Origin of the sequence: Streptomyces sp. NBC_00597 (genome assembly GCF_041431095.1) — a bacterium.
In the GTDB taxonomy this organism is placed as follows: Bacteria; Actinomycetota; Actinomycetes; order Streptomycetales; family Streptomycetaceae; genus Streptomyces.
In genome coordinates, this window is the sequence record NZ_CP107757.1 from 2074613 (window position 1) to 2093999 (window position 19387).

At 71.7% G+C, this 19387-nt stretch carries 16 protein-coding genes; 9 read left to right on the plus strand and 7 right to left on the minus strand.

Annotation, left to right across the window (positions count from 1 at the left end; translation table 11 throughout):
* The first annotated feature begins 42 nt into the window (after window positions 1–42).
* Entirely contained in the window at window positions 43–1155 is a 1113-nt protein-coding gene (locus OG974_RS08960; protein ID WP_371646771.1) for an FAD-dependent oxidoreductase, read from the plus strand.
* Here OG974_RS08960 and mltG read toward each other — a convergent pair.
* Together mltG and OG974_RS08970 are read right to left on the minus strand one after the other, a co-directional pair.
* Window positions 1152–2057: an endolytic transglycosylase MltG gene (mltG, locus tag OG974_RS08965; RefSeq protein WP_328761936.1), complete on the minus strand. Its 906-nt coding sequence runs from the start codon at window positions 2055–2057 to the stop codon at window positions 1152–1154. The genes OG974_RS08960 and mltG overlap by 4 nt on opposite strands.
* Before the next feature lie 63 nt (window positions 2058–2120).
* Complete coding sequence (locus tag OG974_RS08970) at window positions 2121–4037, minus strand: ABC transporter ATP-binding protein (RefSeq protein WP_328761938.1); 1917 nt, start codon at window positions 4035–4037, stop codon at window positions 2121–2123.
* 96 nt (window positions 4038–4133) lie between these two features.
* Here OG974_RS08970 and OG974_RS08975 point away from each other — a divergent pair, with 96 nt between their 5' ends.
* The 4 genes from OG974_RS08975 (at window position 4134) to OG974_RS08990 (ending at window position 11363) form a co-directional block, all read left to right on the plus strand.
* Complete coding sequence (locus tag OG974_RS08975; protein WP_327282145.1) at window positions 4134–4595, plus strand: MarR family transcriptional regulator; 462 nt, start codon at window positions 4134–4136, stop codon at window positions 4593–4595.
* A 65-nt stretch (window positions 4596–4660) separates the two neighbouring features.
* Window positions 4661–7597, plus strand: a complete 2937-nt coding sequence (locus tag OG974_RS08980; RefSeq protein WP_371646097.1) for an FAD-binding and (Fe-S)-binding domain-containing protein — start codon at window positions 4661–4663, stop codon at window positions 7595–7597.
* Between the two features lie 134 nt (window positions 7598–7731).
* The gene (locus OG974_RS08985) at window positions 7732–9585 is read left to right on the plus strand and encodes an ABC transporter ATP-binding protein (protein ID WP_327282147.1); all 1854 of its coding nucleotides are present in this window, start codon (window positions 7732–7734) and stop codon (window positions 9583–9585) included.
* Window positions 9582–11363 (plus strand): ABC transporter ATP-binding protein, encoded by a 1782-nt coding sequence (locus tag OG974_RS08990; RefSeq protein ID WP_327282148.1) that lies wholly within the window; start codon window positions 9582–9584, stop codon window positions 11361–11363. Before OG974_RS08985 ends, OG974_RS08990 begins: the two co-directional genes overlap by 4 nt.
* Before the next feature lie 80 nt (window positions 11364–11443).
* Here OG974_RS08990 and OG974_RS08995 read toward each other — a convergent pair whose 3' ends face one another.
* Window positions 11444–12235 (minus strand): metal-dependent hydrolase, encoded by a 792-nt coding sequence (locus tag OG974_RS08995; RefSeq protein WP_327282149.1) that lies wholly within the window; start codon window positions 12233–12235, stop codon window positions 11444–11446.
* Between the two features lie 145 nt (window positions 12236–12380).
* Here OG974_RS08995 and OG974_RS09000 point away from each other — a divergent pair, with 145 nt between their 5' ends.
* The 3 genes from OG974_RS09000 to OG974_RS09010 all read left to right on the plus strand — a co-directional run bounded on the left by OG974_RS09000 (window position 12381) and on the right by OG974_RS09010 (window position 16310).
* Window positions 12381–14903 (plus strand): DUF3516 domain-containing protein, encoded by a 2523-nt coding sequence (locus OG974_RS09000; protein WP_327282150.1) that lies wholly within the window; start codon window positions 12381–12383, stop codon window positions 14901–14903.
* A 70-nt stretch (window positions 14904–14973) separates the two neighbouring features.
* The gene (locus OG974_RS09005; protein ID WP_327282151.1) at window positions 14974–15876 is read left to right on the plus strand and encodes an acyl-CoA thioesterase II; all 903 of its coding nucleotides are present in this window, start codon (window positions 14974–14976) and stop codon (window positions 15874–15876) included.
* A gap of 32 nt (window positions 15877–15908) precedes the next feature.
* Window positions 15909–16310 carry a YchJ family metal-binding protein gene (locus tag OG974_RS09010; protein WP_327282152.1) on the plus strand — a complete coding sequence of 134 codons (402 nt, stop codon included), beginning with the start codon at window positions 15909–15911 and terminating at the stop codon, window positions 16308–16310.
* Here the strand turns inward: OG974_RS09010 and OG974_RS09015 are convergent.
* Complete coding sequence (locus OG974_RS09015) at window positions 16274–17194, minus strand: DUF6397 family protein (RefSeq protein WP_327282153.1); 921 nt, start codon at window positions 17192–17194, stop codon at window positions 16274–16276. The two genes, OG974_RS09010 and OG974_RS09015, sit on opposite strands and share 37 nt — an antisense overlap.
* A 182-nt stretch (window positions 17195–17376) precedes the next feature.
* Window positions 17377–17775, minus strand: coding sequence for a roadblock/LC7 domain-containing protein (locus OG974_RS09020; protein ID WP_327286015.1), 399 nt, complete (start codon window positions 17773–17775; stop codon window positions 17377–17379).
* Between the two features lie 107 nt (window positions 17776–17882).
* Here OG974_RS09020 and OG974_RS09025 point away from each other — a divergent pair, with 107 nt between their 5' ends.
* Window positions 17883–18311 carry a PPOX class F420-dependent oxidoreductase gene (locus OG974_RS09025; protein WP_327282154.1) on the plus strand — a complete coding sequence of 143 codons (429 nt, stop codon included), beginning with the start codon at window positions 17883–17885 and terminating at the stop codon, window positions 18309–18311.
* A 41-nt stretch (window positions 18312–18352) separates the two neighbouring features.
* On the opposite strand, the gene OG974_RS09030 is transcribed toward OG974_RS09025, so the two are convergent.
* Together OG974_RS09030 and OG974_RS09035 are read right to left on the minus strand one after the other, a co-directional pair.
* Window positions 18353–19000 carry an ATP/GTP-binding protein gene (locus tag OG974_RS09030; RefSeq protein WP_327282155.1) on the minus strand — a complete coding sequence of 216 codons (648 nt, stop codon included), beginning with the start codon at window positions 18998–19000 and terminating at the stop codon, window positions 18353–18355.
* Window positions 19000–19380, minus strand: coding sequence for a DUF742 domain-containing protein (locus OG974_RS09035; protein WP_327282156.1), 381 nt, complete (start codon window positions 19378–19380; stop codon window positions 19000–19002). Before OG974_RS09035 ends, OG974_RS09030 begins: the two co-directional genes overlap by 1 nt.
* Between the last annotated feature and the right edge of the window lie 7 nt (window positions 19381–19387).

The window sequence follows — 19387 nt, forward strand, 5'->3', positions numbered from 1 at the left end:
AAGATCTCACCGGGCAAACAAGTTGGTAGAACCGTGAACGAAATGGTGCGGGGTGCGGAGGCCGTCGACGTGGTGGTCGTCGGCGCTGGTCAGGCGGGCTTGTCCAGTGCGTACCACTTGGCGCGGGCGGGGATCGAGCACGTGGTGCTCGACCACGCGCCGCGTCCCGGCGGCGCATGGCAGTTCCGCTGGCCCTCGCTGACGTACGGCAAGGTGCACGGGATGCACGCGCTGCCGGGCATGGAGCTCACGGACGCCGACCCGCTGCGGCCGTCCTCTGCGGTGATCGGCGAGTACTTCGGCGCCTACGAGGACCGGTTCGGGATGCGCGTACGCCGACCGGTGGACGTCACCGCCGTACGGGACGGCGGCGACGGGCGGCTTCGGGTGGAGTCCTCGGCCGGGACCTGGTCCGCGCGGGCCTTGATCAACGCGACCGGGACCTGGGACCGGCCGTTCTGGCCCCGCTACCCGGGCCAGGAGACCTTCCGGGGCCGCCAGTTGCACACCGCGAACTACCCGGGTCCGCAGGAGTTCGCCGGGGCGCGGGTGATCGTCGTGGGCGGCGGCACCTCGGCGGTGCAGCACCTACTGGAGATGGCCGAGGAGGCGGCGGAGACCACCTGGGTGACGCGTCGGCCCCCGGTGTTCCGCGACGGGAGCTTCGGCGAGGCCGAGGGCCGGGCCGCGGTGGCCCTGGTCGACGAGCGGGTGCGCCGGGGCCTGCCCCCGCAGAGCGTGGTCAGCGTGACCGGGCTCCCGCTGAACGAGGCCGTCCGGGCCGGGCTGGCCTCGGGAGTGCTGGACCGGCGGCCCGCGTTCGACCGGATCACGGCGACGGGCGTCGCCTGGGCGGACGGGCGGCAGGTGGAAGCCGATGTGATCCTGTGGGCCACCGGATTCCGGGCCGCCATCGACCACCTGGCCCCGCTGCACCTGCGCGAACCCGGCGGCGGCATCCGGGTCGAGGGCACCCGGGCGGTCCGGGACGAGCGGATCCACCTGGTCGGATACGGCCCGTCGGCATCGACGATCGGCGCCAACCGCGCGGGCGGAGCCGCCGTCCGCGGGATCCGCCGCCTGCTCGGCCGTGGCACCGGCGGCTCCGCCAGCGCCGACGGCGGCCGCGACCGGGCCGCCACCCGCTACGTCTAGCCGGCGCGGGGGCCCGCCTGGGCGCGCGCGGCATGGCCACCGGCTCCTGCGCCTGGACTGGCACCTGAACTGGCACCGGCAGCGGCCCGGATGCGGTTGAACTCCGCGACGTGCTTCTTGTGCTCCTCGTACGTCGCCGAGAAACGGGTGTCCCCACGCTTCACGGTGACGAAGAACAGCCAATCACCGGGCGTCGGCGCGACGGCAGCGGCGATGGCCTCCAGGCCGGGGCTGTCGATCGGCGTCGGCGGGAGCCCTTGGCGTTCATAGGTGTTGAAGGGGCTGTCGATCCGGGTCTCGCTGAGCTTGGTGTCCACCGTGCTGCGGTTCAGCGCGTAGTTGATGGTGGAGTCCATCTGGAGGGGCATCGACCGCGCCAGCCGGTTGTGCACCACCCGGGCGACCTTGCCCTGGTCGGCTCGGGATTCGGCTTCCGCCTCGATGATGCTGGCGAGCGTGGCCGTCTGGTAGGGGGTCATCCCGTGCGTCTTGGCACCGTCGGCGACGGTCTTGGTCGCGAGCTTCTGATTGGCCGTCTGCACCATGTACGCGAGCACGGTGGAGGGCGTGGACTTCGATGTCACCGGGTACGTCGCCGGGAACAGGAAGCCCTCTGGGTTGCCCTTCGCCTCCGCGGGGAGGGCCAGACCGGCCGTGGGGACGGCCGCCTTGGTGGAACCTGCCGGGAGTTTCAGCTCGCGGTCGATCGCCGCGTACACCTGCGGCGCCCGCCAGCCCTCGGGAATGGTCAACTGGCGCGGCTTCTCGGGAGCTTCCGCGCTCCGCAGCAGCGGAAGCAGTGCGGCCGCACCGATGGCGAGCAGCATGCCGAGGAAGAGCGCCAGACGGCCCCGGCGGGTGAGCCGGGAACGACGCCGTGGCGGCCGGTACTCATGACGCATGCAGGCACGCTAACCCGCGAAGCGGGATATTCCCGACATCACCCCCGCGCGTCCGTCACATGATCACACCTTTACCGGCGCCGGCTGCGCGGTCCCCTCGGCCGGCCCGTCGGCCTTGGCCACCGATATCTCGCGGACGACCCGGGTCGTGGCTACCTCCGGCGGGAGTGCGGCTTCCCGGTCCCGGCGGACCAGGGCCGCGTACCGGCCGTCCGCCTCCAGCAGTTCCTCATGCGTACCGCGCTCGGCGATCCGCCCCTTGTCCAGGACGACGATCTGGTCGGCATCGCGGACGGTGGAGAGCCGGTGCGCGATGGTGATCGTGGTGCGGCCTTGGGACAGGTTGTCGATGGCCCGCTGCACGGCATGCTCGGTGCGGGTGTCGAGGGCACTGGTGGCCTCGTCGAGGATCAGCACCGGCGGGTCGCGCAGGATGGTGCGGGCAATGGCGAGGCGCTGCTTCTCGCCTCCGGAGAAGCGGTAGCCGCGCTCCCCGACCAGGGTGTCGTATCCGTCGGGCAGGGACTCGATGTGCTCGTGGATCTGGGCAGCCCGGGCCGCTTCGGCGATCTCCTCGTCGGTGGCGTCCGGCTTCGCGAAGCGGAGGTTGTCCGCGACCGAGGCGTGGAAGAGGTAGGTCTCCTGGGACACCACGCCTATGGAGCGGGCCAACGAGTCGAAGTCGAGGTCGCGCACGTCCACCCCGTCAAGGGCGACCCGGCCGCCGGTCACGTCGTAGAGCCGAGGCACGAGGTAGCTCAGGGTGCTCTTGCCGGAGCCGGTCGGGCCGACCACGGCGAGCGACCCGCCGGCCGGGACGGTGATGTCGATGCCCTCCAGCGTGGGCCCGTGCTTGGCGTCGTACGCGAAGTGCACGTCCTCCAGGCGGACCTCGCCCTTGGCCCGGTCCAGGCGCACCGCGTCCTCGCGCTCGATGATGTCCACCGGCAGGTCGAGGTACTCGAAGATCCGGCCGAACAAGGCGAGCGAGGTCTGGATCTGCACTCCGGTCGACAGCAGACTCACGGCGGGCCGGAACAGGCCCTGCTGGAGCGTGACGAAGGCGACGAGGGTGCCGACCGAGAGCGAGGGGGCGCCCGACTGGAGCGCCATGCCGGCGGCCCAGTAGATGAGCGCGGGCATGGCGGCCATGACGATGCCTATGGTGGACATGCGCCAGCGCCCGGCCATGCTGGAGCGCACCTCAAGGCCGACGAGCCTCTCGGACTCGTCGGAGAAGGACCGGGTCAGCGAGTCGGCGCGGCCCATGGTGCGACCGAGCAGGATGCCGCTCACCGACAGCGATTCGGTGACCGTCGCGGCCATGGCGGCCATCTGCTTCTGCCGTTGCAGGGTGATCTTCTTGCGCTCGCGGCCGACCCGGCGGCTGATCCACACGAACAGCGGCAGCAGGAGCAGCGAGACGAGGGTGAGCCGCCAGTCGAGTGCCAGCATCGCGACGATCGAGGCGATCACTGCCGTCAGGTTGGAGACGAGAGAGGTCGCGGTGGAAGTGACGGTCGCCTGCATGCCGCCGATGTCGTTGGCTATGCGGGACTGCACCTCGCCGGTCCGGGTGCGGGTGAAGAAGGCCAGCGGCATCCGCTGGAGCTGGGCGTACACGGCGGTGCGCAGGTCGTGCATGACGCGCTGGCCGACGGTGGTGGAGATCAGGGTCTGGAGCACGCCGAAGACGCTGGTGACGACGGCGGTCAGGATCATTCCGAACGCCAGCAGGGTGAGCAGCCCGGTACGCCCCTGCGGGATGGCGACGTCCAGGATCGCCTTCAGCAGGAACGGCGAAGCCACCGCGACGAGCGACGAGGCGCAGACGAGCAGTCCGACGACGGCGAGGCGGCCCCGGTAGGGGCGGAACAGACCCACGATCCGGCGCAGCTCACGCGGCTGCTCGTCGGGCGCGGGGCGGTTGGGGTCGAGTGCTTCTTTCGATGGGGTCCATTTCGGCTCTTCGGGGCGCATGGGCCTCCTTCTGGCGAGACCTGACAAGACTCGAATGAGCATAGCTCATTGTTACCTATGCTCACAATGAATCTGGTCCTGGTACTGTTCCCCAGTATGAGGACCGCTTCCGAAACCGACAGCACGGACGGCGTGCTCGCCGAGCAGCTGCTGCGGCTGACCCGTCGGCTCCACCGGATCCAGAAGCGCCATCTGGAACCGCTCGGCATCACCCCCGCCCAGAGCCGGCTCCTGCGCCTCGTCTCGCACTACGACGGCGAGCAGCCGCCCCGGATGGCGGACCTCGCCGCCCGCCTGGAAGTCGTGCCCCGGGCCGTGACCACGCTGGTGGACGGCCTGGAAGCCGCTGAGTGCGTGCGCCGCGCGCCCGACCCGGCGAACCGGCGCGTCATACGGATCGAGCTCACGGACACGGGCCGCGCCACGCTGCGCCGGCTGCGCAACGCGCGAACCGACGCGGCAGAGGAGATCCTGGCTCCGTTGACCGCCGAGCAGCGTGACGTGCTCGGCGGCCTGCTGAACGCTCTGACCGACGCCCCGGCGGAGCGCCGCTGCTGAGGACGCCGCCCCGGATCGGGAGAGGTTCCTCGGACTAGGCCGAACGAGTAGGCGAGGGGTCGCGCATGCCGCTGCTGGAACCGAGGCCCCGTGCCCTGCGCCCCCGCGGCATCGGCGGCCCCGCCCCCGACCGGGTCCCCGAGCACCTCGCCGCCGGGACCCCGGAACCCCTGCGCACCGAACTGACGGAGCTGCTGGGCGCCGAGAAGGTGCTGTGGAAGGTCTCCGACCTGGTCCGCTACGCCTCCGACGCCTCGCCGTACCGGTTCGTACCGCAGGTGGTGGTGATCGCCGAGGACATCGACGACGTCTCCGCGGTCCTCTCGTACGCCCACGGCCGCGGGCGCGAGGTCGTCTTCCGCGCCGCCGGGACCTCGTTGAACGGCCAGGCCCAGGGCGAGGACGTCCTGGTCGACGTACGCCGCCACTGGGCGGGCATCGAAGTCCTGGAGGAGGGCCGCCGCGCCCGGATCCGGCCCGGCACCACCGTGGCGCGGGCCAACGCCGCTCTCGCCCGGCACGGCCGCGTCCTCGGCCCCGACCCGGCGAGCGCCGTCGCCTGCACCCTCGGCGGAGTCGTCGCCAACAACGCCTCCGGCATGACGGCGGGGACCACGAGGAACTCGTACCGCACGCTGTCCTCCCTCACCTTCGTGCTGCCCGGCGGCACCGTCGTGGACACCGCCGATCCATTGGCGGACGAGGAGCTCGCGCGTGCCGAACCCGCGCTGTGCCGCGGGCTGACGGAGATCAAGCGGGAGATCGAGGACGACCCGGAACTCGTCGCCCGGATCCGGGCCAAGTACGAGATCAAGAACACCACCGGGTACCGCCTCGACGCGTACCTGGACGGCACCACCCCCGTCGAGATCCTGCGTGGCCTGATGGTCGGCTCGGAGGGCACGCTCGGGTTCATCGCCGAGGTCGTCTTCGACACGGTGGCGCTGGACCGCAAGCTCAGCAGTGCGCTGCTCTTCTTCCCCTCGCTGCCCGCCGCGGCGGCCGCCGTACCGCTCTTCAACGAGGCGGGCGCCCTCGCCGTGGAGGTGATGGACGGCAACACCCTGCGCGCCTCGGTCAGCGTCGAGGGCGTGCCCGCCGACTGGGCCGGGCTCCCCAAGGACACCACCGCCCTGCTGGTGGAGTTCCGTGCCCCGGACGAAGCGGGCCGCGCGGTGTACGAACGGCGCGCGGCCGAGGTCCTCGCCGGGCTGGAGCTGGTGGCTCCGGTGGCCTCCGTCACCAACGCCTTCACCCGCGACGCGCGGACGATCAACGGATACTGGAAGGCCCGCAAGGCGTTCGTCACCGCCGTCGGCGGTGCCCGCGCCTGCGGCACCACCCTGATCACCGAGGATTTCGCGGTGCCGCCCGCCCGGCTGGCGGAGGCCTGCGAGGCGCTCCTCGCGCTCCAGGCCGAGCACGGCTTCGACGCGGCCGTCGCCGGTCACGCGGCCCACGGCAACCTGCACTTCCTGCTCGCCTTCGACGCCGCGAAGCCCGCCGACGTCGAGCGGTACGGGGCCTTCATGGACGCCTTCTGCCGGCTGACGGTGGAGCGGTTCGACGGCTCGCTGAAGGCCGAGCACTCCACCGGCCGCAACATGGCGCCCTTCCTCGAACTGGAGTGGGGGCCCCGGGCCACCGAGCTGATGTGGAGGACGAAGCAGGTCGTCGATCCGGACGGGCTGCTCGCACCGCGCATCCTCCTCGACCGCGACCCGGCGGCCCACCTGCGCGGGCTGAAGACGATTCCGAAGGTGGAGGCGGAGGTCGACCCGTGCATCGAGTGCGGCTTCTGCGAACCGACGTGCCCGAGCGGGGACCTGACGACCACACCCCGCCAACGGATCGTGCTGCGCCGGGAAATGATGCGCCAGCAGCCGGGCTCCCACGTGCTGGACGGGCTGCTCGACGCATACGGCCACGACGCCGTGGACACCTGCGCGGGCGACTCCACCTGCAAGCTGGCCTGCCCCGTCGGAATCGACACGGGTGCACTGATGCGGGACTTCCGCCACCGGCGGCACGGCCCCCGCGAGGAGCGGGCCGCCGCACTCGCCGCGCAGCGGTTCAAGACCGTGGAGGGCGCCGCCCGGCTGGCCGTGGCCGCCGCCGACAAGATTACGAACCGGGTCGGGGACCGGGTCCTGGAGGCGGTCACCGGGCTCGCCCGGAAGGTCGTACGGCGCGACCTGGTTCCGCAGTGGCTGCCGCAGATCCCCGGCGCAGCCGCCCGGAGCCTGCCCCGGACGGGGCGGGTGGGCGCGGCGGCCGTGTACTACCCGGCGTGCGTGAACCGGATCTTCGGCGGGCCCGGGGGGCGGCCCGGCCCCTCCCTGCCCGAGGCGGTGGTGGCGGTCTCGGAGCGGGCCGGGAAGCCGGTGTGGATCCCCGACGACGTCGCGGGTACCTGCTGCGCGACGATCTGGCACTCCAAGGGCTACGACGCCGGGACCCGGCTGATGGCCAACCGGATCGTGGAGGCCGCCTGGGGGTGGACCGCCGGCGGGCGGCTGCCGCTGGTGGTCGACGCCTCCTCGTGCGCGCTGGGCGTCGCACACGAGGTCGTCCCGTACCTGACGGACGACAACCGGGCCCTGCACGCGGAGCTGACGGTCGTCGACTCGGTCGTGTGGGCGGCGGACGAGCTGCTCCCGAACCTGGAGGTCCGGCGCACGGTGGGCTCGGCCGTGCTCCACCCGACCTGCTCGATGCACCACTTGGGCGACGAGCCGCAGCTGCGGGCGGTGGCCGAGGCCTGTGCGGCGGAGGTGGTGGTTCCGGACGATGTGGGCTGCTGCGCCTTCGCCGGCGACCGGGGCATGCTGCATCCGGAGCTGACGGCCTCGGCGACGGAGCGCGAGGCGGCGGAGGTGACCTCGCGCGCGTTCGACGTGCATCTGTCGGCGAACCGGATGTGCGAGGTGGGCATGGACCGGGCCACCGGCCGCAGTTACCACTCGGCTCTGCTGGAACTGGAGTGGGCGACTCGTCCTTGACCTGGCGGTGCGCGGCCAGACACACCGCACACTCCACTGCGTAGGGCCTTGGCCAACGCAAAATCGATTGCCCGGGGCCGGTCCGGAAGGCGAACCTTGCACGGTTTGGACCACTCGACCAGTCATGGGGCGTCATGCAGATCAGCGATCTTCCGTATCCGGATCCCGGGGTACCCGACGCCCGCTCCGGCCCGCGCTTCCTGGTGTGGCTGGGACGTGGCCAACTCGGCGGACAGGTCAGGAGCCTGTGCTGGGGGCTGGTGCACTTCTGCGGCATCGCCGGGCTGCCGTACGTGGTGGGCCTGGGCGTCGACGCGGTCATACAGCGCGACGGCACCCGCCTGCTGCTGGTCGGCGCGCTCCTGGCACTGATCGGCGTCGCCATCTCCGTCGGCGACGCGATGCTCCACCGGACGGCCGTCACCAACTGGATCACCGCCGCCGCGCGAGTCCAGCAACTACTCGCCCGCAAGACCGCCGAGCTGGGCTCCGCCCTGACCCGGCGGGTCGCGGCGGGCGAAGTGGTCGCGGTCTCCACCGGTGACGTGGAGAAGATCGGCTGGTTCGTCGAGGCGGTCTCCCGTTTCCTCGCCGCCGCCTTCGCCGTCGTCGTCATCTGTGTCGGCCTGCTCTTCTACGCGCCCTCGATCGGTGTGGTCGTCGCGATCGGCGTCCCCGTGCTCGCCCTGTCCGTGCTGCCGCTGCTGCCGCGCGCCACCCAACGCGCCGACATCCAGCGCGAGAAGGCCGGCAAGGCCACCGAACTGGCCTCCGACACCGTGGCCGGCCTGCGGGTACTGCGCGGCATCGGCGGCGAGGAGCTGTTCCTGGGCCGCTACCGCGAGGCCTCTCAGGAGGTCCGCAAGGCGGCCGTGCGCAGCGCCCGGATGTGGGCGCTGATCTCCGCGATCCAGGTGCTGCTCCCGGGCGCCCTGCTGATCACCGTCGTCTGGTACGGCTCCGTGCTCGTGCTGGACGGCCGGCTGGCGGTCGGTGAACTCGTCGCCGCCTTCAGCGCGGTGGCCACGATGCTCTATCCGCTCCGGCACTTCGAGGAGATCGCGATGGCGTACTCCTTCTCCCGGCCCTCCGCCCAGCGGGCCGCTCGGGTGCTGTCGCTGACGCGTACGGACGCGCCCGAGCCGAAGGCGCCCGCCACCCCGGCGGCGCAGGCCCCGGCCCCGGGCGGGGACCTGTACGACCCCGCGACCGGGCTGCTGGCCCCGGCGGGCCGGTTCACCGCCGTGGTGTGCGGGGATCCGGACCTGGCGGGCCGGCTCGCCGAACGCCTCGGCGGCCACCCGGCGGACGACGGGTCCGCCGCCGACCGGGTTTCGGTGCTGCTGGGCGGGGTCGCTCTGGACGATCTCGCGCTGGACACCGCGCGCACGCTGGTCCTCGTCCAGGACAAGGACCCGGTGCTGCTGTCCGGCACCCTGCGCGAGCTGTTCGCCGTACCGGCGTCCGGAGCCGTCGAGCCCGGGGCGGCGCTGGCCGCCGCCCAGTGCGGGGACGTCCTGGACGCGCTGCTGCAGTCGGCGCCGGACGGGGTGGACGACCCGATGGACGCGCGGATCACCGAACGCGGCCGGTCCCTGTCCGGCGGGCAGCGCCAGCGGCTCGCCCTGGCGCGGTCCCTGGCCACCGACCCGGAGGTGCTGGTGCTGGACGAGCCGACCTCGGCGGTCGACTCGCACACCGAGGCGCGGATCGCGGACGGGATCGCAGCGCTGCGGGCCGGGCGGACAACGGTGGTGCTGGCCTCCTCGCCGCTGCTCCTGGACCGGGCCGACCGGGTGGTCCTGATCCACGACGGCACGGTCGCCGCGACCGGTACGCACCGCGAACTGATGCACGGCGAACCGCTCTACCGGGCGGTGGTCACGCGCGAGACCGACGAGGAGCAGCGGGTGGCCCGCATCGAACTGACCCGGCTGGAAGAAACCCAGCTGGAAAAGACACTGACAGAGATCGAGGAATCGGCATGATCGGCGTGGCGCCGCCGCAATACGATCCGGCGGCCCCCGAATCGGCCGCCACCCTGCCCGTGGGCTCGACGGCGACCGTACGGGGCTATGTGCGCGGCCTGTTCCGGCGGCACCGGCGGGCCTTCGTGCTGCTGGTGACGGTCAACGCGGTCGCGGTGACCGCCTCCATGGTCGGCCCGTACCTGCTGGGCCGTGTCGTGGACCAGCTGGCCGCGGGGGCGCGCGAGCTCCATCTGGGTCGCGTGGCCCTGCTGTTCGCGCTGGCCCTCGTGGTCCAGACGTTCTTCGTCCGGCTGGTCCGGCTGCGAGGAGCGATGCTCGGCGAGGAGATGCTGGCCGATCTCCGCGAGGACTTCCTGGTGCGGGCCGTGGGCCTGCCGCCGGGCGTGCTGGAACGGGCCGGCACCGGTGACCTGCTGTCCCGGATCACCACCGACATCGACCGGCTGGCCAACGCCATGCGGGAAGCCGTTCCGCAGCTGGCGATCGGCGTGGTCTGGGTGGGGCTGCTCTTCGGCGCGCTCGCCGTGACCGCGCCACCTTTGGCCCTGGCCGCGCTGGTCGCGCTGCCGGTGCTGGTGATCGGCTGCCGCTGGTACTTCCGGCGGGCGCCGTCGGCCTACCGCTCGGAGGCTGCCGGGTACGCGGCGGTCTCGGCCGCGCTCACCGAGACGGTGGACGCCGGCCGCACGGTCGAGGCGCACCGGCTCGGGCCGGGCAGGATCGCCCTGTCGGAGCGGCGGATCAAGGAGTGGACCGCGTGGGAGCGGTACACGTTGTTCCTGCGGACGGTCCTGTTCCCCGTCGTCAACGTCACGTACGTGACGATCCTCGGCTCCGTGCTGATGATCGGCGGCTACTGCGTGCTCCAGGGTTGGATCTCGGTGGGGCAGATGACCACGGGTGCGCTGCTGGCGCAGATGATGGTCGATCCGATCGGCCTGATCCTGCGCTGGTACGACGAGCTCCAGGTCGCCCAGGTGTCCCTGGCCCGCCTGGTGGGCGTGCGGGAGATCGAGCCGGACGCGGGAGACGCGGGTGTCTCCCCGGCGGGGCGGGACGTCCGGGCCGACGAGGTCCGCTTCGGCTACCGCGAGGGTGTGGACGTGCTGCACCGGGTGTCCATGTCCGTGCCGCCGGGCACGCGGATGGCGCTCGTCGGCCCTTCCGGGGCGGGCAAGTCCACGCTGGGCCGGTTGCTGGCGGGCATCTACGCGCCGCGGACGGGCGAGGTGACCCTGGGCGGGGCGCAGCTGTCGCGGATGCCCGCGGAGCGGGTGCGCGAGCAGGTGGCGCTGGTCAACCAGGAGCACCACGTGTTCGTGGGCTCGCTGCGGGACAACCTTCGGCTGGCGCGTACCGGGGCGGGTGACGCGGAGCTGTGGGAGGCGCTGGGCGCGGTGGACGCGGACGGCTGGGCCAGGGCTCTGGAGAGCGGTCTGGACACCGAGGTGGGCTCGGGTGCTACGGCGCTGACCCCGGCGCAGGCGCAGCAGATCGCGCTGGCCCGGCTGGTGCTGGCGGACCCGCACACGCTGGTGCTGGACGAGGCCACCTCGCTGCTGGACCCGCGGGCCGCACGGCATTTGGAGCGCTCGCTGGCCCGGGTGCTGGACGGCCGTACGGTCATCGCGATTGCCCACCGGCTGCACACCGCGCACGACGCGGATGTGATCGCGGTGGTCGAGGGCGGCCGGATCAGCGAACTGGGCTCGCACGACGAGCTGGTCGCGGCGGACGGCGCGTACGCGGCGCTGTGGCGCTCCTGGCACGGCTGACCCGGCCCCCGCACCGGTCGTCGTACGAGGCCCCGGTCCCCGCTGCTGCGGGGGACGGGGCCTCCGTCGTGCTGGACGCGCTAGATAAAGCCGAGGGCGGAGGCTCCGCCTATGCCGCCGAGCAGCATGAACACGGGCATGAGGACCTTGAGCTCGACCCAGCTGCCGGCCCGGAAGCGCATTCCCTTGGGCGGGCCGATGGGGTACCAGCGCTTTCCGGCGATCGGCAGGGGCCACAGGACGGGGCAGCCGGAGACGGTCAGTGCGTCGCCGATGTCGTGGACCAGGGCGCCGAGCAGGATCGGCAGGCCGAGCCAGAGGTACTCCTGGCCGGGTTCCGTGAACAGCCAGCCGGCGCCGTTGCCGGGCTGGTCGAGGACTCCGGCCAGGATCCAGGCGCTGGTGGCGCCGAGGAGCCAGACGAGGACGTCGCTGGACATCCGGGCGGCCCGCCACAGCAGGCCTTCGACGGCCAGGACCAGGTGGACGAAGAGCAGGACGAGTACGCCCCAGCGGTCGGTGGTGACCGCGAGCGCGGAGGAGCCCGCGCCGATCAGGACGGCCCACAGCCAGGTGTGCGTCAGGGTGCGGTGGCCGCCGGTGCGGCGGGCGTCCTTCGGGGCACGGGTGGCCTTGTAGACGGCGTACGAGATCTTGTCGACCACCTCGCACAGGCCCCGGGAGAGCGGGCCGAAGGCGCGCGAGATCGTCGCCGACTTGTGGTCCAGGTCGGGGGCGAGGGCTGCGCCGGCGCAGATGAGCGCGCCGACGACGAGGACCGGCCAGGGCATCGGGTGTCCGGCGGCCGCGGCCGCCGCTCCCACCCCCAGCCAGGCTGCCGCCCCGGACAGTGAGTGCGCCGGACCCATCATGGTCGTTCCCCGCCCCAGTCGTGTGGTGGTCGGGCCCCGTTGACGGTTTCGTTCGGGCCCGGTCAACGGCACAGCGTACCGTCGGTGATCTTCGATGCGTCCGCCGGTTCCCTCTTCCGGCAGGAAGCCAGGCAAGATGGGGGGTGTGACCCTCATTGATCAGCTCCCGCCGAACGCCGACCCCGACGCCCTCTTCGAGGCTTTCTCCTCGTGGGCCGAGGATCAGGGCATCACCCTGTACCCGGCTCAGGAGGAGGCGCTGATCGAGGTCGTCTCCGGGGCGAACGTGATCTTGTCCACCCCGACCGGCTCCGGCAAGAGCCTCGTCGCGGCGGGCGCGCACTTCACCGCCCTCGCCCAGGACAAGGTGACCTTCTACACCGCGCCGATCAAGGCGCTGGTGTCGGAGAAGTTCTTCGACCTGTGCAAGCTCTTCGGCACCGAGAACGTCGGCATGCTGACCGGCGACGCCTCCGTGAACGCCGATGCCCCAGTGATCTGCTGCACCGCCGAGGTGCTGGCCTCCATCGCCTTGCGCGACGGCAAGTACGCCGACATCGGCCAGGTCGTCATGGACGAGTTCCACTTCTACGCGGAACCGGACCGGGGCTGGGCCTGGCAGATCCCCCTGCTGGAGCTGCCGCAGGCGCAGTTCGTCCTGATGTCGGCGACCCTCGGCGACGTGAAGCGGTTCGAGGAGGACCTGACCCGCCGGACCGGCCGCCCGACCTCGGTGGTCCGCTCCGCGACGCGGCCCGTCCCTCTGTCGTACGAGTACGTCACGACGCCGATCACCGACACGATCACCGAGCTGCTGGAGACCCGGCAGGCCCCGGTGTACATCGTGCACTTCACTCAGGCCCAGGCCGTCGAGCGGGCACAGTCGCTGATGAGCATCAACATGTGCACCCGCGAGGAGAAGGACAAGATCGCCGACCTGATCGGCAACTTCCGCTTCACCACCAAGTTCGGCCAGAACCTCTCCCGCTATGTCCGGCACGGCATCGGTGTCCACCACGCCGGCATGCTGCCCAAGTACCGGCGGCTGGTCGAGAAGCTGGCCCAGGCCGGCCTGTTGAAGGTGATCTGCGGTACCGACACCCTCGGTGTCGGCGTCAACGTCCCCATCCGGACGGTGCTGTTCACCGCGCTCACCAAGTACGACGGCAGCCGGGTCCGCACCCTGCGCGCCCGCGAGTTCCACCAGATCGCCGGCCGCGCGGGCCGGGCCGGCTTCGACACGGCGGGTTACGTGGTCGCCCAGGCGCCCGAGCACGTGATCGAGAACGAGAAGGCCCTCGCGAAGGCCGGCGACGACCCGAAGAAGCGCCGCAAGGTGGTGCGCAAGAAGGCCCCCGAGGGCTTCGTCGCCTGGTCGGACACCACCTTCGAGAAGCTCATCGCCGCCGACCCGGAGCCGCTCACCTCGCGGTTCAAGGTCACCAACATCATGCTGCTGTCGGTCATCGCCCGACCGGGCGATGCGTTCCAGGCGATGCGCCACCTCCTTGAGGACAACCACGAGCCGCGCAAGGCCCAGCTGCGGCACATCCGCCGGGCCATCGCGATCTACCGCTCGCTGCTGGACGGAGGGGTGGTCGAGAAGCTCGACGCCCCGGACGCGGAGGGCCGCACCATCCGGCTCACCGTCGACCTCCAGCAGGACTTCGCGCTCAACCAGCCGCTGTCCACCTTCGCGCTGGCCTCCTTCGACCTGCTGGACCCGGAGTCCCCCTCCTACGCGCTGGACATGGTCTCCGTCGTGGAGTCCACGCTGGACGACCCGCGCCAGATCCTGGCCGCCCAGCAGAACAAGGAACGCGGCATCGCCGTGGGCGCGATGAAGGCCGACGGGGTCGAGTACGAGGAGCGGATGGAGCGCCTCCAGGACGTCACCTATCCCAAGCCGCTCGAAGAGCTCCTCTTCCACGCCTACGACGTGTACAGCAAGAGCCACCCGTGGGTCCGCGACCACCCGGTCTCCCCCAAGTCGATCATCCGCGACATGTACGAACGCGCGATGACCTTCACCGAGTTCACCTCCTTCTACGAGCTCGCCCGCACCGAGGGCATCGTGCTGCGCTATCTGGCGAGCGCGTACAAGGCGCTGGACCACACGATCCCCGACGACCTCAAGTCCGAGGACCTCCAGGACCTCATCGCCTGGCTGGGCGAGCTCGTCCGCCAGGTCGACTCCAGCCTGCTCGACGAGTGGGAGCAGCTGGCGAACCCGGAGGTGGAGACGGCGGAGCAGGCCCAGGAGAAGGCCGACCAGGTCAAGCCGGTCACGGCGAACGCCCGCGCCTTCCGCGTCCTGGTCCGCAACGCCATGTTCCGTCGGGTGGAGCTCGCCGCGCTGGACCACGTCGACCAGCTGGGCGAGCTGGACGGCGAGTCCGGCTGGGACGCCGACGCCTGGGGCGAAGCCATGGACGCGTACTGGGACGAGTACGACGACCTGGGCACCGGCCCCGACGCGCGCGGCCCGAAGCTGCTCCAGATCGAGGAGGACCCGGCGCACGGCCTGTGGCGCGTCCGCCAGACCTTCGCGGACCCCAACGGGGACCATGGCTGGGGCATCAGCGCCGAGGTCGACCTCGCCGCCTCCGACGAGGAGGGCCGTGCGATCATCCGGCTGACCTCGGTCGGTGAGCTCGGCGTGCTCTGACCTCCCCCGGACGCCGTCCGGGGGGATCCCCGACCTGCAAGCGACCGGCCCCGACAGTGGAGAACCCCTGATGACGAACCCTGCCGAGAGACTTGTCGATCTGCTCGACCTGGAGCAGATCGAGGTCAACATCTTCCGCGGCGCCAGCCCGCAGGAGTCCCTCCAGCGGGTCTTCGGCGGGCAGGTCGCCGGCCAGGCGCTGGTGGCCGCCGGCCGCACCACCGAGAGCGACCGCCCGGTCCACTCGCTCCACGCGTACTTCCTGCGCCCGGGCATCCCCGGGGTGCCGATCGTGTACCAGGTGGAGCGGGTGCGCGACGGGCGGTCCTTCACCACGCGCCGCGTCACCGCGGTCCAGCAGGGCAAGACGATCTTCAATCTCACCGCCTCCTTCCATCATCCGGAGGAGGGCAGCATCGAGCACCAGCTGCCTCCCCGCCTCGACTTTCCCCACCCGGACACGCTCCCGAAGGTCGCGGACGAGATCCGCGAGCACTTGGGCGCGCTGCCCGAGGCACTGGAACGGATGGCCCGCCGCCAGCCGTTCGACATCCGGTACACGGACCGGCTCCGCTGGACCCCCGAGGAGCTCAAGGACGCCGATCCGCGCAGTGCGGTGTGGATGCGCGCGGTCGGCCCGCTGGGCGACGACCCGCTGGTGCACACCTGCGCCCTCACCTACGCCAGTGACATGACCCTCCTCGACGCCGTGCGCATCCCCGTGGAGCCCCTGTGGGGCATGCGCGGTTTCGACATGGCCTCGCTGGACCACGCCATGTGGTTCCACCGGCCGTTCCGTGCGGACGAGTGGTTCCTGTACGACCAGGAGTCGCCGATCGCGCACGGCGGCCGGGGCCTGGCCCGTGGCCGCATCTACGACGTGGAGGGCAGGCTGCTGGTCTCCGTGGTCCAGGAAGGCCTCTTCCGCCCGTACGCCGAGAACGCGGCCAAGCCGGCCGTGTCCCCCCAGTAGTCCGTCCCGTCGACGAAGAGCTGAGCACACCCATGCCCACCCCGGCCCTCCCCTGCCCCTGCGGTCTGCCCGCCGCCTACCCGGACTGCTGCGGCCGCTTCCACTCCGGTGCGCAGCAGGCGCCCACCGCCGAGCTGCTGATGCGCTCCCGCTTCAGCGCGTTCTCCGTCGGCGACACCGCCTACCTGCTGCGCTCCTGGCACCCGAGCACCCGGCCCGGCCGGCTCGACCTGGATCCCGGGCAGCGTTGGGAGCGCCTGGAGATCCTTGCTACGGAGCGCGGCGGGATGTTCGAGACGGAGGGTTCGGTGGAGTTCCGGGCGCACTACCGCGAGGGCCGGCACACCGGTTCCCTGCACGAGCACAGCGCCTTCACCCGGGAGGCCGGGGCCTGGGTCTACGTCGGCCCCCTCTCTCCCGTCGACTTCGACTGAGCGCGCGCCCCCGTCAGCGCGAAGTCCAGGCTGGTGCGGTACCAGTGGATCTCGTCCGGCGGCTGCGCCCGCAACAGCAGGAGCGCCACGGCAGCCGCGGCCGGGACCTTCGGGTGCCCGTACGGCGGGGGCGGGGCGAGCGCGGCGAGCACGATCCGCTCGGCAGGATCGGGCACGGCCTCCCGCAATTCACCCTCCGGGAGTACGGAGGCCAGGACGGCGGCACGCTCCCAAGGGTCGGCGGTTCGTCTCAGCAGCAACCCCACATGCCGCCCGCGCCATTTACGCGGCCGCAGATCCGCCTTGGCCGCCATCAGATCCCGGTCCTCCGGGGGTGCGCTGCCGCGCAGCATCCCCGCCTCCCGGCGGGCGAACTCCCTTAGCTCCGCGCTCAGATAGAGCCACACCACTGCCCGGTAGCGGTTGATCCGGTAGCCCACCGGACCGACGTGCCCGCAGCGCGCCAGCCGGGTGAACCGGCCCGGGCTGATGCCCAGCACCGCGCCCGCCGCCTCGGCTCCGGCCACGGTCTCGACCCGCTCGCGCAGCGCCTCCGGGAACCCGCGGGCCGACCGGACCCGCTCCAGCTCCGCCCGGGTGTAGCGCGCGGACCCTCCCGGCGCCGGCGGCCCGGCGCGCACGATGCCCAGCTGGACTGCCCGGGCGAACTCGGTCCGGGTCAGCTTCAGCTCTCCGGCCGCGCGGGCTCCGCCGACCGCGGTATCCCGCGGCAGCTCCCCCCGTACCACCGGTGGCCCGGCTGCCCTCCACACCGGCGGCCCGTCCGCCCGTACCACCGGCAAGGCATGCACCCGTACCACCGGGCCGACCCGCACCCCGGCCTCCGGCAGCACGGTCCCCGACTGCGTCGCGACGACGTTCATGACGGTCCTCCCCCACACGAGACGGTTACTCTGTGTGAAGACCGTAGCTCAGCGTCACAACACCTCGCGAGCCCTGTGGATAACTCCCCGGACTGTTCCCCGGACCACTCTCCGGACAGCGCCCTGACGACTCCGTGACGGCTTCGCGAAGGCTCCGCGACGGCGTCGCACCGAATCCGCGATCAGCCCCCGGTGATCCGTCGCTCCGCCACGCCCAAGTGCTCTCCCACCCGGTTGACCAGCAGCGTCATCTCGTACGCGACCTGACCGATGTCGGCCTCGGCGGCGCTGAGCACGCACAGCGAACTCCCCGCCCCCGCCGCCATGACGAACAGGGCGCCGTCGTCGTACTCGACCATCGTCTGGCGTACCTCGCCCGCCCGGAAATGCCGGCCCGACCCCTTCGCCAGACTCTGCAACCCGGCCGCCACCGCCGCCAGATGCTCCGAGTCCTCCCGGGCCAGCCCCGCGCTCGCACCCGTCACCAGGCCGTCGTTGGAGAGCACCACCGCATGCCTGACCTGCTGGACCCTGCGGGTCAGATCGTCGAGCAGCCAGTCGAGCTGCTTGTCCAGTGCCATTTCGAGCCCCTCCCCGTCGACGCCGCCGGCGTGGCTGCGTCCCACCCCTCGTAGTAAGTGCCGCCAGCCTTCCCCACCAGCGCCTTTGGGGCAAGGAGGATGTCCCCATGGCGAAGAAGATGACTCAAGAGGAATGGCGGGCATTCGTCTCGTACGGGACCCGCACCGGCAAGCTCTCCACCGTGCGTGAGGACGGCAGTCCGCACGTCGCCCCCATCTGGTTCGTCCTCGACGGCGATTCCTTCGTGTTCAACACCGGCAAGAGCACGGTCAAGGGGCGCAACCTGCTCCGCGACGGCCGGGTCGCGCTCTGCGTGGACGACGACCGTCCGCCGTACTCCTACGTCCTCCTCCAGGGACGCGCAGAGATCAGCGAGGACCTGGAGGAGATGCTCCCATGGGCGACGAGGATCAGCGCCCGTTACATGGGCGAGGAACACGCCGAGGCCTACGGCCGCCGCAACGCCGTCCCCGGCGAACTCCTCGTCCGCGTCCCCATCGACAAGGTGGTCTCCGTCGACGGTGTGGCCGACTGACCCGTTCACACGGCACCTCCTCCTCCCCCGCCGCACGCCCGTCACACCGAATCGGCCTGCGGTTCCACCAAGTCCAGCAGCCGGGCGGTGTGCACCCGCCCGGCGTACTCGACCAGCCGGATCAGCAGCTCCTTCCCCGAATCCTTGTCCCGCGCGTCACACAGCACGACCGGCGTCCCCGGCTCCAGGTCCAGCGCCCGCGAGACCTCGTGCGCCCCGTACCTCCGCGCGTCCGTGAAGCAGTTGACGGCCACCACGAACGGAATGCGCCGGTGCTCGAAGTAGTCCACCGCCGGGAAGCAGTCCTCCAGCCTCCGGGTGTCCGCGAGCACCACCGCGCCCAGAGCGCCCTTCGACAGCTCGTCCCACAGGAACCAGAACCGGTCCTGCCCCGGCGTGCCGAACAGGTAGAGCGACAGTCCGGAGCGGATGGTGATCCGCCCGAAGTCCATGGCCACGGTCGTGGTCGTCTTCTGGGCGACCCCGCCCGTGTCGTCGACCAGTTCGCCCGCTTCGCTGAGCAGTTCCTCCGTCCGCAGCGGGCGGATCTCACTCACCGCTCCGACCAGCGTGGTCTTGCCGACCCCGAAGCCGCCCGCCACGAGTATCTTCAGCGCGAGCGCCGCCAGTTCCCCGTCGTCTTCCGGATCCACATCCGGTCCGCCGGTCCCGTCGTGGTGTTGTCCCATCACAGCGCTCGCAATCCCTCGATGACTTCACGCAGAATCCGCTCGTCCGGCAGGCGCGCGGGCGGCACCGGCCGGCTGACCTTGACGTGCCCGCCCTCCAGCAGGTCCCCGAGCAGCACCCGCACCACGCCCACGGGCAGGTCCGCATCAGCGGCGAGCTCCGCCACCGACTGCGTCTCGGACCGGCACAGCCCGAGCAGCGCCCGGTGTTCGGGGCCGAGCAGCGACTCGGCCACCGCGTCGGGGCCATCGGCGTGCACGACCACCAGCGCGATCAGGTCGAACCGGACGCCGTGGGGTCCCGGCTTCGTACGCCCGCCCGTCATCGCGTACGGACGGACCAGCGGGCCCGCATCGGCGTCGTACCACTGGCCGTTCATGTGCCGG

What these genes read in the sequence shown, in the direction of transcription:
- OG974_RS09020 (WP_327286015.1), bottom strand. Translation starts at nt 17,775, where the DNA reads ATGGCACTGGACAAGCAGCTCGACTGGCTGCTCGACGATCTGACCCGC.
- OG974_RS08980 (WP_371646097.1), top strand. Translation starts at nt 4,661, where the DNA reads ATGCCGCTGCTGGAACCGAGGCCCCGTGCCCTGCGCCCCCGCGGCATC.
- OG974_RS09015 (WP_327282153.1), bottom strand. Translation starts at nt 17,194, where the DNA reads ATGAACGTCGTCGCGACGCAGTCGGGGACCGTGCTGCCGGAGGCCGGG.
- OG974_RS08970 (WP_328761938.1), bottom strand. Translation starts at nt 4,037, where the DNA reads ATGCGCCCCGAAGAGCCGAAATGGACCCCATCGAAAGAAGCACTCGAC.
- OG974_RS09010 (WP_327282152.1), top strand. Translation starts at nt 15,909, where the DNA reads ATGCCCACCCCGGCCCTCCCCTGCCCCTGCGGTCTGCCCGCCGCCTAC.
- OG974_RS08960 (WP_371646771.1), top strand. Translation starts at nt 43, where the DNA reads ATGGTGCGGGGTGCGGAGGCCGTCGACGTGGTGGTCGTCGGCGCTGGT.
- OG974_RS09030 (WP_327282155.1), bottom strand. Translation starts at nt 19,000, where the DNA reads ATGGGACAACACCACGACGGGACCGGCGGACCGGATGTGGATCCGGAA.
- mltG (WP_328761936.1), bottom strand. Translation starts at nt 2,057, where the DNA reads ATGCGTCATGAGTACCGGCCGCCACGGCGTCGTTCCCGGCTCACCCGC.
- OG974_RS08990 (WP_327282148.1), top strand. Translation starts at nt 9,582, where the DNA reads ATGATCGGCGTGGCGCCGCCGCAATACGATCCGGCGGCCCCCGAATCG.
- OG974_RS08975 (WP_327282145.1), top strand. Translation starts at nt 4,134, where the DNA reads ATGAGGACCGCTTCCGAAACCGACAGCACGGACGGCGTGCTCGCCGAG.
- OG974_RS08985 (WP_327282147.1), top strand. Translation starts at nt 7,732, where the DNA reads ATGCAGATCAGCGATCTTCCGTATCCGGATCCCGGGGTACCCGACGCC.
- OG974_RS09025 (WP_327282154.1), top strand. Translation starts at nt 17,883, where the DNA reads ATGGCGAAGAAGATGACTCAAGAGGAATGGCGGGCATTCGTCTCGTAC.
- OG974_RS09005 (WP_327282151.1), top strand. Translation starts at nt 14,974, where the DNA reads ATGACGAACCCTGCCGAGAGACTTGTCGATCTGCTCGACCTGGAGCAG.
- OG974_RS09035 (WP_327282156.1), bottom strand. Translation starts at nt 19,380, where the DNA reads ATGAACGGCCAGTGGTACGACGCCGATGCGGGCCCGCTGGTCCGTCCG.
- OG974_RS08995 (WP_327282149.1), bottom strand. Translation starts at nt 12,235, where the DNA reads ATGATGGGTCCGGCGCACTCACTGTCCGGGGCGGCAGCCTGGCTGGGG.